6 protein-coding genes and 2 pseudogenes are annotated in these 12,560 nt (G+C 74.9%); 3 read left to right on the top strand and 5 right to left on the bottom strand.

Features of this window, described 5'->3' with window-relative positions; genetic code table 11:
- Positions 1-261: 261 nt before the first annotated feature.
- The 4 genes and pseudogenes from VSR01_RS29335 to VSR01_RS29320 all read right to left on the bottom strand — a co-directional run bounded on the left by VSR01_RS29335 (position 262) and on the right by VSR01_RS29320 (position 5,688).
- Positions 262-1,350 (bottom strand): branched-chain amino acid aminotransferase, encoded by a 1,089-nt coding sequence (locus tag VSR01_RS29335; protein ID WP_326452075.1) that lies wholly within the window; start codon positions 1,348-1,350, stop codon positions 262-264.
- Positions 1,351-1,551: 201 nt separating this feature from the next.
- A complete protein-coding gene (locus VSR01_RS29330) occupies positions 1,552-2,589 on the bottom strand; it encodes a 3-isopropylmalate dehydrogenase (protein ID WP_326452074.1) in 1,038 nt (345 codons plus the stop codon).
- Between the two features lie 468 nt (positions 2,590-3,057).
- Positions 3,058-4,688, bottom strand: a pseudogene (gene pruA, locus VSR01_RS29325) (L-glutamate gamma-semialdehyde dehydrogenase).
- Between the two features lie 70 nt (positions 4,689-4,758).
- The gene (locus VSR01_RS29320) at positions 4,759-5,688 is read right to left on the bottom strand and encodes a proline dehydrogenase family protein (protein ID WP_326452073.1); all 930 of its coding nucleotides are present in this window, start codon (positions 5,686-5,688) and stop codon (positions 4,759-4,761) included.
- A gap of 1,215 nt (positions 5,689-6,903) precedes the next feature.
- Here VSR01_RS29320 and VSR01_RS29315 point away from each other — a divergent pair.
- Positions 6,904-7,581: pseudogene (locus tag VSR01_RS29315) on the top strand (helix-turn-helix domain-containing protein); the annotation flags it as partial.
- Positions 7,582-7,634: 53 nt separating this feature from the next.
- Here the strand turns inward: VSR01_RS29315 and VSR01_RS29310 are convergent.
- Positions 7,635-8,222, bottom strand: coding sequence for a Uma2 family endonuclease (locus tag VSR01_RS29310; protein WP_326452072.1), 588 nt, complete (start codon positions 8,220-8,222; stop codon positions 7,635-7,637).
- Positions 8,223-8,438: 216 nt separating this feature from the next.
- Here VSR01_RS29310 and VSR01_RS29305 point away from each other — a divergent pair, with 216 nt between their 5' ends.
- Together VSR01_RS29305 and VSR01_RS29300 are read left to right on the top strand one after the other, a co-directional pair.
- Entirely contained in the window at positions 8,439-10,715 is a 2,277-nt protein-coding gene (locus VSR01_RS29305; RefSeq protein ID WP_326452071.1) for an ABC transporter ATP-binding protein, read from the top strand.
- Entirely contained in the window at positions 10,712-12,502 is a 1,791-nt protein-coding gene (locus VSR01_RS29300; RefSeq protein WP_326452070.1) for an ABC transporter ATP-binding protein, read from the top strand. The genes VSR01_RS29305 and VSR01_RS29300 overlap by 4 nt, the downstream gene beginning before the upstream one ends.
- Positions 12,503-12,560: the final 58 nt, after the last annotated feature.

Here is a 12,560-nt window from a genome sequence, read left to right as displayed (position 1 = left end):
TCCCCGTCCCCCCGTGCGGTTCCGCCTCCGGCGCGGGTGGTCCGGAAACGAAAAAACCTCTCGCGGATGCGAGAGGTCTGCACGCGGGTCTGGGACACGGTGGCGTTCCACTGGGGTCAGTGGCGACGTCACTGCGGACCGGCGTGCCTGCTGCCAATAATCACGGCGTTCGAGGACACGGTGGCAGTGTGCCACACGTGCCCTCCGCGCCGACCCCGAGTCTCACAATGCGGGCGCCCGCCCCCGGTCAGCACCCAGCGCTCACGCGCCCAGGGGGTGCATCCAGCCGTGGGGGTCGGCGGCGCGGCCCGACTGGAGGTCGAGCAGCGCGGCCCGCAGCCGCATGGTCACGGCGCCGGGCTGTCCGTCCCCGACCGTCCAGTTCGCCCGCGTGGACTTGACCGAGCCGACCGGGGTGATCACCGCCGCGGTCCCGCAGGCGAACACCTCCGTGAGCGTCCCGTGCTCGTTGCCCTGCTTCCAGTCGTCCACGCTGATCCGCCCCTCGGCGACCTCGTAGCCGAGGTCGGCCGCGATGGTCAGCAGCGAGTCGCGGGTGATGCCCGGCAGCAGCGAGCCGGACAGCTCGGGGGTGACGATGCGGTCGCCGTACACGAAGTACAGGTTCATGCCGCCCATCTCCTCGATCCAGCGGCGCTCGATCGCGTCCAGCCAGACCACCTGGTCGCAGCCGTGCTCGATGGCCTGCGCCTGGGCGACCAGGGACGCGGCGTAGTTGCCGCCGGTCTTGGCCGCGCCGGTGCCGCCGGGGGCCGCCCGGACGTACTCCTCGGAGAGCCACACCGAGACCGGCTTGACGCCGCCGGAGAAGTACGCGCCGGCCGGGGAGGCGATGACGAGGAAGAGGTACTCGTTGGCCGGGCGCACGCCGAGGCCGACCTCGGTGGCGAACATGAACGGCCGCAGGTACAGCGACGCCTCGCCGTCGCCCGGCACCCACGCCCGGTCCTGGCGGACCAGCGCGTCGCACGCGGCGATGAAGGTCTCCACCGGCAGCTCGGGCATGGCCAGCCGGCGCGCGGAGCTGCGGAAGCGCTCGGCGTTGGCCTCGGGGCGGAAGGTGGCCACCGAGCCGTCGGGCTGCCGGTAGGCCTTCAGGCCCTCGAAGATCGTCTGGGCGTAGTGCAGCGTCATGTTGGCCGGGTCGATCGACAGCGGTGCGTAGGGCACCAGCTGGGCGTCGTGCCAGCCCCGGCCCTCGGTCCACCTGATGGTGACCATGTGGTCGGTGAAGTGGCGGCCGAACCCGGGGTTGGCCAGGATGGCCTCCCGCTCGGTGTCGGCCAGCGGGTGCGACGAGGGCTTGAGCTCGATCGTGGGCGTCGTCATGTCTTCCGTCCTTCACCGTCGTCAGGTGGCTGCCGTCCCGGATGCTAGGACGTCCACGTTTCCCGTCGTGCAGCGGCCCCACCGCCGATTATCGCAGCGGTGGGGCCGCGTACCCACCTCGCGTCCGGCCCGGCCGGGGAGGCGGTGTGCTCCGGGGCGTCCCGGGGAGGGCTCCGGGGTGCTACCGGGGGCGCTCAGGCGTCAGACGCCGGCGGCGAGCGCGTCGCCGATCTCGACCGTGGAGCGGGCCGGCTGCCCGGCGCGCGCGGCCAGGTCCGCCTGGACCGCCGCGTCGATCCTGGCGGCCTCCGCGTCGTAGCCGAGGTGCTGCAGCAGCAGCGCCACGGACAGCACGGTCGCGGTGGGGTCGGCCTTGGACTGGCCGGCGATGTCCGGCGCGGAGCCGTGCACCGGCTCGAACATCGAGGGGAACGTGCGCGAGGGGTTGATGTTGCCGCTCGCCGCGACGCCGATGCCGCCGGAGACGGCGGCGGCCAGGTCGGTGATGATGTCGCCGAAGAGGTTGTCGGTGACGATCACGTCGAACCGCTCGGGCTGCGTGACGAGGAAGATCGTCGCCGCGTCCACGTGCAGGTAGTCGGTGGCGACCTCGGGGTACTCGCGGCCGACCGACTCGAAGATGCGCGTCCACAGGTGTCCGGCGTGCACCAGGACGTTGTTCTTGTGCACCAGCGTGAGCTTCTTGCGCGGACGGGCCTTGGCGCGCTCGTACGCGTCCCGGACCACGCGCTCGATGCCGTACGCGGTGTTCAGGCTGACCTCGGTGGCCACCTCGTGCGGGGTGCCGGTACGGATGCTGCCGCCGTTGCCGGTGTACGGACCCTCGGTGCCCTCGCGGACCACCACGAAGTCGATGGCCGGGCTGCCGGCCAGCGGGGTGCCGACGCCCGGGAAGAGCTTGCTCGGGCGCAGGTTGACGTGGTGGTCGAAGGCGAACCGGAGCTTGAGCAGGAAGCCGCGCTCCAGCACGCCGGACGGCACCGAGGGGTCGCCGATGGCGCCGAGCAGGATCGCGTCGTGCGCCTTCAGCTCGGCCAGGTCCTCGTCGGTGAGGGTCTGGCCGGTCGCGTGGTAGCGCTTGGCGCCGAAGTCGTACTCCTTCGTCTCCAGCTTGGTGTCGGGCGGGAGGACGGCGGTGAGGACCTTGAGGCCCTCGGTCACGACTTCCCGGCCGATTCCGTCGCCGGGGATCACTGCGAGGCTGAGGGTGCGAGACATGTGCGGCACCCTACTCCGCGTCCCAACCCCTGACATACGGCGTCCGCATGCCGGACGGAGCGGTCTCGTGCGGCGACCCGGGCGGCCCGGTCGGCGTCAGTGCGACTCGTGGCCGGTGCTGCCGCCGTTGTCGCGCCGGTCCATGCTGCGCTGCAGGGCCCGCAGGGCGTTTCGGCGGGCGGTCTCGTCCATGTCCATGGGGAATCAACTCCTGGAGGAGATCGGAGGAGATGGGGGTGCCATGGAACGCGGGCGGTGGGGTGCGCCGCGGGGGGTGACCCGGCTGCTGGGAAGGCGCTGCCCGTCCATCCGCCACTCGCTCGGTCGAGCGGGAGCGTTCGGCTCCCTACAAACGTAGGACAGCGCGGCCGTCCTGTCGCCACAATTACTCGGACTTCCTACTATCTGAGACGGCGATCACCCGTACGCCTGCCGGAAGCCGTCCAGGACGGCTTCCGGCAGGGCCGCTCAGCCCTGGTGCGGGTAGCGGTAGTCGGTCGGCGGCACCAGCGCCTCCTTGATCGCGCGGGTGGAGGTCCAGCGCATCAGGTTCTGCGCCGCGCCCGCCTTGTCGTTGGTGCCCGACGCCCGGCCGCCGCCGAAGGGCTGCTGCCCGACCACCGCGCCGGTCGACTTGTCGTTGATGTAGAAGTTGCCCGCGGCGAACCGCAGCCGCTCCATCACGTGCGCGACGGCGGCCCGGTCGGTGGCGATCACCGAGCCGGTGAGCGCGTACGCGGCGACCGACTCCATCTGCGTGAGCACCTCCTCGAAGTCGGCGTCCTCGTAGACGTACACGCCGAGGATCGGGCCGAAGTACTCCTCGCGGAAGATCTCGTTGTCCGGGTCGGTGGAGACCAGCACGGTCGGGCGGACGAAGTAGCCGACCGAGTCGTCGTAGGTGCCGCCGGCCAGCACCTCGACCGTCGGGTCGGCCTTGGCCCGCTCGATCGCCGCCCGGCTCTTGGCGAAGGCGCGCTCGTCGATCACCGCGCCGAGGAAGTTGGACAGGTCGGTGACGTCGCCCATGGTGATGCCGTCGACCTCTGCGGCGAACTCCTCCTTGAAGCCGCCGTCCCAGATCGAGCGCGGGATGTAGGCGCGCGAGGAGGCCGAGCACTTCTGGCCCTGGTACTCGAAGGAGCCGCGGGTCAGCGCGGTCTTGAGCACCGCGGGGTCGGCCGACGGGTGCGCGACGACGAAGTCCTTGCCGCCGGTCTCGCCGACGATCCGCGGGTAGGAGCGGTAGCGCTCGATGTTCTCGCCGACCGTGCGCCACAGGTACTGGAAGGTCTTGGTGGAGCCGGTGAAGTGGATGCCGGCCAGCTCCGGGTGGGCCAGCGCGACCTCGGAGACGGCGATCCCATCGCCGGTGACGAGGTTGATCACGCCGTCCGGCAGCCCGGCCTCCTTCAGCAGCCGCATCAGCAGCACCGCGGAGTGCGTCTGGGTCGGCGACGGCTTCCACACCACGACGTTGCCCATCAGGGCCGGTGCGGTGGGCAGGTTGCCGGCGATCGCGGTGAAGTTGAACGGCGTGATCGCGTAGACGAAGCCCTCCAGCGGGCGGTGGTCGAGGCGGTTCCACACGCCGGGGGCGTTGGCGACCGGCTGCTCGGCGAGGATCTGCCGGGCGTAGTGGACGTTGAACCGCCAGAAGTCCACCAGCTCGCAGGGGCTGTCGATCTCGGCCTGCTGCACGGTCTTGGACTGGCCGAGCATGGTGGAGGCGGCCAGCGTCTCGCGCCAGGGCCGGCCAGCAGTTCGGCGGCGCGCAGGATGATCGCGGCGCGGTCGTCGAAGGAGGTCGCGCGCCAGGCGGGGGCCGCGGCCAGGGCGGCGCCGATCGCGTCCCGCGCGTCCTGGGTGGTGGCGTTGGCGTAACTGCCGAGCCGGGCGCCGTGGTTGTGCGGCTGGACCACGTCGAACCGCTCGCCGCCGCCCATCCGCTCCTGGCCGCCGATGAACATCGGCAGGTCGACCGGGTTGCCCGCCAGCTCCTTGAGCCTGGCCTCCAGCCGGGCGCGTTCCGGGCTGCCCGGCGCGTACGTGTGCACCGGCTCGTTGACCGGCGCGGGGACCTGGGTCACGGCGTCCATGGAAGCTGTCTCCTTGAGGGTTCGGGGGATTCGGGCCCGGCGGCCGGTGGGACCCGGCGGCCGGTCGGGCTCAGCGGCCGGGGACGAAGGAGCGGAGGAAGAACGCGAGGTTGGCCGGGCGTTCGGCGAGCCGGCGCATGAAGTAGCCGTACCAGTCCGCGCCGTAGGGCACGTAGATCCGCATCCGCTCGCCCTCGTCGGCGAGCCGGCGCTGCTCGGCGGTGCGGATGCCGTAGAGCATCTGGAACTCGTAGCTGCCCGGCGCGCGGTGGTTGCGCGCGGCCAGCTCCTGGGCGATGGCGATCATGCGGGGGTCGTGGGAGCCGACCATCGGGTACCCGTCGCCCTGGAAGAGGATGCGCAACGCGCGCACGTACGCCTTGTCGACCTCGCGCTTGTCCTGGTACGCGACGCTCGCCGGCTCCTTGTACGCGCCCTTGACCAGCCGCACCCGCGAGCCGTCGACGGCGAGCGCGCGGGCGTCGTCCTCGGTGCGGAAGAGGTAGGACTGGAGCACCGCGCCGGTGCGGGGGTGCGCCAGGCGCAGTTCGCGCAGCACGGCGAGGGTGGAGTCGACGGTGGTGTGGTCCTCCATGTCCAGGGTGACCGTGGTGCCGATCTCGGTGGCCAGCTCGGCGACCTGCCGCACCCCTTCGAGGGCGATGTCGTGGCCGCCGTCGGGGAGCGACTGGCCGAAGGCGGAGAGCTTGACCGAGACCTCGGCGCGCGGGCCGAGCTTCTCGTCGCGCAGCGTCTCCAGCAGCCGCAGATAGGCGTCGCGGGTGGCGTGCGCGGTGGCCTTGTCGGTGACGTCCTCGCCGAGGTGGTCGAGGGTGACGTCGAGACCGCCGGCGGTCAGCGCGCGGACGGTGTCCATCGCGGGGTGCAGGGCGTCGCCCGCGACGAAACGGTTCACCACGGGACGGGTGACGGGTGCGGCGGCGACGACGCGGCGCAGCCGGTCGCTGTGCGAGGCGGCGAGCAACACGGGACCGAGCACGGGGCTCCTCCAGGGCGGGCGGTACGGATTCTGCGGCGGACACGCGCCGTCACCGTGAATCTAGGGTTCCCCTCCCCCGGCGGCCATCGACACCTGTCACGCGTCCGGGTGCGGCCGGTCATACGTCTGTATGAAGGAGTGCGGGACAATGGTGCGGTGGCCGGTGTGTACGAGGACTTCCAGGATCTGGTGGACGAGGTGTCCGCGCTGCTGGGCGCGCCCGCGACGCTGGAGGACCGGGATTTCCGGCTGATCGCGTTCGGCGTGCACGACAGCGACGACGAGGCGGCGACCGACCCGGTGCGCACCCGGTCGATCCTCACCCGCAGGTCCACCGCGGAGGTGCGGGCGTGGTTCGAGCGGTTCGGCGTCGCGCGGGCGACCGGGCCGGTGCGGATCCCGGCGGCGCCGGCGGCCGGGGTGGTGCGCGGCCGGCTGTGCCTGCCGGTGCGGCACGCCGGCGTGGTCTACGGGTACGTGTGGCTGCTGGACGAGGCCGAGCACTCGGCGGCGCAGCTCGACGCGGCGATGGCCGTCGCGGCCCGCATCGGCGCGGGCCTGGCGGCGGCCGCGCGCACCGGATCGGCCGCGGCGCGGGCCCTGCGCGACCTGCTCACCGCGGCCTCCCGAGCGGCCCGCGACGGCGCGGAGGACGCGTTGCGTGCGGCGCTGGCGGAGGACGCGGACGAGCCGCACGCGCTGGTGTGCGTACGGCTCGCGCCGGGCGGTGCGGGGAGCGGCGCGGGGGGTGCGCGCCCGCCCGCGCGGGTGGCGCCGGGAGGCGCGGGCGCGGCGTCCGGCGGCGCGGGCCCGCGGCGGCGGCCTGACGCGCAAGGCGCGCGGCACCGGCCCGAGACGGCGGGTCCAGCGGCGAATCCTTCGGCCGGGCAGCGGGCCGAAGCGCAGGACGCGGGGCAGCGGCCCGAGGCGGCGGGTCCTTCGGCCGGTCCCTCGGCTGGGCAGCGGTGGCCCGAGGCGACCGGCAGGGCATCGGGGCGGCCGGCCGAGACGCAGGACGCGGGGCGGCGGGCCGAGGCGGCGGGTCCTTCGGCCGGTCCCTCGGCCGGGCAGCGGTGGCCCGAGGCGACCGGCGGGGCGCCGGGGCAGCGGGCCGGAGCGCAGAGCGCGGAGCAGTGGCCCGAGGCGGCCGGGCAGGGGGGCACGGCGGGGCGGGCCTGGTCCGAGGCGGTCGGCGGGGCGCCGGGGCAGTGGGGGGAGCTGCCGGGGCTGCGCGCGGTGCCGGGGGCGGCGGCGCTCACCCGGGTGCCGGCGGGCCCCGCGCACCGGCCGCCCCGCGCGGAACCCGTCGCGCTGCTGGTACGCCTGCGCTCCCCGCACCTGCTCGCGCCGGCCAGGACCGCGGCGACGCGGCTGCTGGAGGCGCTGGCGCCGGCCGCCGCGGGCGACGCCGGGGCGAGCCGCGCGACCGGGGAGCCGAGCGCGGCGCCCTACCGCACACGTGCCGGCGCGAGCGCCGGCCCCGCCGCCGTCGCCGGGGTGAGCGCCGGGCGGGAGGGGATCGGCGCGCTGCCGGAGGCGTGGCGCGAAGCGGTGGCCGCGGCCCGCGCGGCCGAGGCGCAGCCGGAGCTCGGGCCGGTGGCGCGCTGGGCGGACCTGGGTCCGTACCGGCTGCTCACCGCGCTGCCCGAGAACGCCGCGCCGGACCCCGCGGTGGCGCCCCTGCTCGACCCGGCCCACCGCGAACTCGCCCGCACCGCCGAGCTCTACCTCGACCTCGCCGGCCAGGCCGCCCGCACCGCCGCGGCCCTGGCGGTGCACCGCCAGACCCTCTACTACCGCCTGTCCCGCATCGAACAGCTCACCGGCCTCGACCTCTCCGACGGCGAGTCCCGCCTCCTCCTCCACATGGCCCTGAAGGCCGCGCGGCTCTGAGCAGGGCGCCGCCCCGGGAAACCGCGCCCCGCAGGGCAACACGCCCCATGTCTCTACATGTCGTCGATCTCGGCGAGGTCGATGTCGATGGTGAACGGGGCGGAGAGCTTGAGGCGGTCGTGGTGGATGCCGGTCAGCTCGTACTTCAGGCCCACCCGGTCCAGCTCGTAGGTGTGGACGGCGGGGCGGCCGTTGTCCGTGCGCTCCACGAGCCAGAAGTGCGGGATTTCGGCCTGGGCGTAGAGCAGCGGCTTACGCTTGCGGTCGCGCGCCGCGGACTGGGGAGACACCACCTCGACGGCGAGCACCACGTCCTCGGCCCGGTAGCGGGTCTCGTCGTGGCCTCCTGCGGGCACGGCGTCCCGCTGGATCACCACGAGGTCGGGCTCCGGCCGGCTGGTCTTGTCCACCACGACGGTCATCTCACGCCGCACCCGGAGCGTCGGCGGCAGATGCGAGCGCAGCCCGCTCTCCAGCAGATACATCGCCAGCGTGTGGAAACTCTTCTGCGGACTCACGAAGACGAGGCTCCCGTCGATCAGCTCTGTGTGCGGCGGGAGATCGGGGATGCGGTCCAGGTCGTCCGCGGTGAAACCGCCCTCGGGCGGGAACACCCAGTCCGGCAGCGGTTGGGCAGTCATGATTCCTCCCATGGGCGGGATTCTGTCCGCAGTGCTCAGACTAGTGCCGGGCAACGACATCACCGCCACCCGTTCGGGTGAATGGCACGCCCGTGGGCAGGGGGCCGGGCCTGCGGAAATGGGTTGGCCGGGGGTCGAGGGCGTCTGGGACGATGCGGCCATGACGCGCGCCGATCCCCTCTGTCGCAGGTTCGTCCGGCGGAAGGGGCGGGCGCGGTGATCGACGCGTACGCGGAGCCGGGGGCGCCGGAGCGGCGGGGGCCTGGGCGGTATCTGTGGTGGCTGCTGGCCCGTCAGCCGGGGCGCGCCTGGGCGGGCGCGGGGCTGGGCACGGTGTGGATGATCCTCGTGACGCTGTCGCCGTACGTGCTGTCGCGCGCGGTCGACGACGGCCTCGTGCCCGGGGACACCGGCGCGCTGGTGGCCTGGAGCGCGGCACTGCTGGGCCTGCAGGCGTTCAACGCGTGGGTGAGCATCATGCGGCACCGGGTGATGACCCGGCTGCGGATGGACGCCAACTTCCGCACCGTCAAGTCGCTGATCGCCCAGGCGGTCCGGCTGGGCGCGGCGCTGCACCGGCAGACCGGCGCGGGCGAGGTCGTCACGATCGGCGTCACCGACGTCCAGCAGATCAGCCAGTCGCTGACCATGACGGGCCCCGGCGTCGGCGTGGCGGTGGCGTACGCCGTGGTGTGCTGGCAGCTGCTGGCGATCTCGGTGTCGCTCGGTGTGGTCGTCGTCCTGGGCGTCCCGGTGATCGCCCTGCTGGTCGGGCCTCTGCTGGGGCGGCTGCGCGGCGCCGAGTCGGAGTACCGCGAGCAGCAGGGCGTGCTCACCTCGCGCATCGGCGACCTCGCCGGCGGCCTGCGGGTCCTCAACGGCCTCGGCGGCAAGGAGCTGTACGCGCGGGCGTTCCGCCTCGACTCGCGCCGGCTGGTGGCGCAGGGCTACCGGGTCGGCGGCGTCACGAGCTGGGTGCAGGCGCTGGGCACGGGCCTGCCGATGCTGTTCCTGGCCGTCGTCACCTGGCTCGCGGCGCGGATGGCCGCGCGGGGCGGCATCAGCGTCGGCCAGCTCGTCGCGGTCTACGGCTACGTCGCGGTGCTGGTCGGACCGGTGGCGTTCTTCATCGAGAGCGGCTACGACGTGACGCGCGGCCTGGTCGCCGCCGGCCGCGTGGTGCGGTTCCTGTCCCTCGAACCCGACTCCGCCGCCCGGCCGGCCACCGCCGACGCCCCCGCGGGCCCGGCGCCGCTGCGCGATCCCGCGTCGGGCGTCGAGGCGGCGCCCGGCCGCCTGACCGCGGTGGTCAGCGCGCGCCCCGCGGACGCGGCGGCGCTGGCCGACCGGCTGGCCGGCTTCCGCGCGTCGGACGTCACGTGGGGGCCGGTGCGGCTGGACGAGGTCGCGCGGGCCCAGGTCCGCGAGCGCATCCTGCTCGCGGACAACGAGGCGGATCTGTTCGCCGGCACGCTGCGGGAGGTGGTCGCCGGCCGCTGGGCGCCCCACCCCGCGGACAGACCCCGCGTCCCCGTGCCGGACACGGACGGGGCCCGCACGACGGGAACGGACGAGGCCCGCGCGGCGGGGACGGGCACGGCCCGCACGGCGGCGGACGGGGCCCGCACCGCGGAGGCGGACCAGCCCCGCACGGCGGGGACGGGCACGGCCCGCACGACGGAGACGGGCACGGCCCGCACGACGGAGACGGACGAGGCCCGCACCGCGGAGGCGGACCAGCCCCGCGTCCCCGCGCAAGCCGGCCCGCACGGAGGCGGGAGGAGCGATGACGGCGAGCGCGGCGAGGCCCAGAACGCCGCCCCGGCCGGCGCCGCACGACCGGCTCCGGGTCGGCCCCGCACCGCACCAGCCGAAGCCGCGCGGTTCGACGCCGCCGGACCCGGCACTCCCCCGTCCGGCGCCGCGCCGACGCCCGGTGGCGCCGACGTCGTCTCCACCGCCGTCGCCGAGGCGCTGCGGGCCGCCGTCGCCGAGGACGTGGTCGGCGCGATGCCGGACGGGCTCGGCTCGGCTGTCGAGGCGCAGGGGCGGAACCTCTCCGGCGGCCAGCGGCAGCGCGTCCGGCTGGCACGGGCGCTGTTCGCCGACCCCGAGGTGCTGATCGCGGTGGAGCCGACCTCCGCGCTGGACGCGCACACCGAGGCCGCGGTGGCGCGGCGGCTGCGGGCGGCGCGGGCAGGCCGCACCACCGTCGTCACCGGCACCTCGCCGCTGCTGCTCGACCAGGCCGACACCGTGTACTACCTGGTGGACGGCCGGGTCGCGGCCGTCGGCGGACACCGCGAACTGCTCGCCTCAGAACCCGGCTACCGCGGCCTGGTGTCCCGCGGCCCGGAGGACGGCGCAGGGGACGACCCGCGCGACCGCGGCAACCGTGACAGCGGTGACAACGGCCACAACGGCCACAACAGCAACCGCGACCACGGCGACGGCGACGGCGGCCCGCGCCGGTCCGAGGAGGCCCTGCGATGACCACCGCCCACAGCGCTGCGACGCCGGCCGCGGCCGGCGCCCTCCTGCCCGTCGCCGACAGCGGCGACGTCCGCCGGGCCGCGACCCGGCTGGTCCGCGCGGACCGCCGCGCCTTCACCGCGCTGATCGCGCTCAACGCCCTCGCCGGCGCGGCCGGGCTGGCCGGGCCGTGGCTGGTGGGCCGGATCGTGGACGAGGTGCGGTCCGGCGCGGGCGTGGACGCCGTCGACCGGCTGGCGCTGGTCGTCCTGGTGTTCGCGGTGGCGCAGTTCCTGCTCGCGCGGTACGCCCGCCGCCTCGGCTACCGGTTCGGGGAGCGGACGCTGGCCCGGGTCCGCGAGGAGTTCGTGGACCGGGCGCTGGCGCTGCCCGCGTCGGTGGTGGAGCGGGCCGGCACCGGCGACCTCACCGCACGCGGCACCTCCGACGTCACGATGCTCGGCACCACCCTGCGCGACGTGGGCCCCGAGGTGCTGATCCAGCTCGTGCAGGCGCTCTTCATCCTCGGCGCGGTCTTCACCGTGAGCCCGCTGCTGGGCTGCTGCGGCCTGCTCGGCCTGGTGGGCATCTGGTGCGCGCTGCGCTGGTACCTGCGGCGCGCCCGCACCGCCTACCTCGCCGAGGGCGCCGCCAACTCCGTGGTCGCCGACGCCGTGTCCACCACCGCGTCGGCGGCGCGGACCATCGAGGCGTTCGGTCTCGGGGAGGTGCGGACCGCGGCGAGCCGGCAGGCGCTGGACGCCTCCCAGCGGGCCCGGCTGCACACGCTGTACCTGCGCACGGTGTTCTTCCCGTCCGTGGAGGTCTCGTACGCGGTGCCCGTCGTCGGTGTGCTGCTGGTCGGCGGGCTGCTGCACGCGCACGGCGCGATGAGCGTCGGCGCGGTGGTCACCGCCGCCCTGTATCTGCGGCAGCTCGCGGAGCCGCTGGACGCGGTGCTGATGTGGATCGAGCAGTTGCAGAGCAGCAGCGCGTCCTTCGCCCGGGTCGAGGGGCTGGGCCGGGCGCCGCGCTCCCAGCGGCCCGCGACCGGCTCGGCCGCGCCGGCCGACGACCGGATCGACGTGGCCGGGGTGCGTTACTCCTACGAGGGCGGCGGCGAGGTGCTGCGCGGCGTGGACCTGACCGTGCGGCCGGGCGAGTGGCTGGCGGTGGTCGGCCCGTCGGGGGCCGGGAAGACCACGCTGAGCCGGCTGCTCGCGGGCATCGACGCGCCGGACAGCGGCACGGTGACGGTCGGCCGGGTGCCGGTCGCCGACCTCGGTCCCGAGCAGCTGCGCCGCCAGGTCGTCCTGGTCACCCAGGAGCACCACGTCTTCCACGGCACCGTGCGGGACAACCTGCTGATGGCCGCGCCGGACGCCGACGACGCGCGGCTGCTGGCCGCCCTCGCGGCGGTCGGCGCGGACTGGGTGGCCGAGCTGCCCGGCGGGCTGGACGCGGTGCTGGGCGCCGGCGGCCACCGTGCGCACGGTTCGCAGGCGCAGCAGCTCGCGCTGGCCCGGGTGGTGCTGGCCGATCCGCATACCCTGATCCTCGACGAGGCCACCGCGCTGCTGGACCCGCGGACCGCCCGGCACACCGAGCGGGCGCTGGCCTCGGTGCTCAAGGGGCGTACGGTCATCGCGATCGCGCACCGGCTGCACACCGCCCACGACGCGGGCCGGGTGGCGGTGATGGAGGACGGCCGGCTGACCGAACTGGGCCCGCACGACGAGCTGGTGGCGGCGGGCCGGGCGTACGCGGCGCTGTGGCACTCGTGGCACGGCGGGCGGCCGGCGTCCTGACGAGGCGCGATCGTCGCGATCGCCCCTCCGGGACGCGGCCGCCCGCCGGGTGCGCTGC

It is taken from the genome of Actinacidiphila sp. DG2A-62 (assembly GCF_035825295.1).
In the GTDB taxonomy this organism is placed as follows: domain Bacteria; phylum Actinomycetota; class Actinomycetes; order Streptomycetales; family Streptomycetaceae; genus Actinacidiphila.
This window is presented reverse-complemented; position numbering and strand designations above follow the sequence as displayed.

What these genes read in the sequence shown, in the direction of transcription:
- VSR01_RS29335 (WP_326452075.1), bottom strand. Translation starts at nt 1,350, where the DNA reads ATGACGACGCCCACGATCGAGCTCAAGCCCTCGTCGCACCCGCTGGCC.
- VSR01_RS29330 (WP_326452074.1), bottom strand. Translation starts at nt 2,589, where the DNA reads ATGTCTCGCACCCTCAGCCTCGCAGTGATCCCCGGCGACGGAATCGGC.
- VSR01_RS29310 (WP_326452072.1), bottom strand. Translation starts at nt 8,222, where the DNA reads ATGACTGCCCAACCGCTGCCGGACTGGGTGTTCCCGCCCGAGGGCGGT.
- VSR01_RS29300 (WP_326452070.1), top strand. Translation starts at nt 10,712, where the DNA reads ATGACCACCGCCCACAGCGCTGCGACGCCGGCCGCGGCCGGCGCCCTC.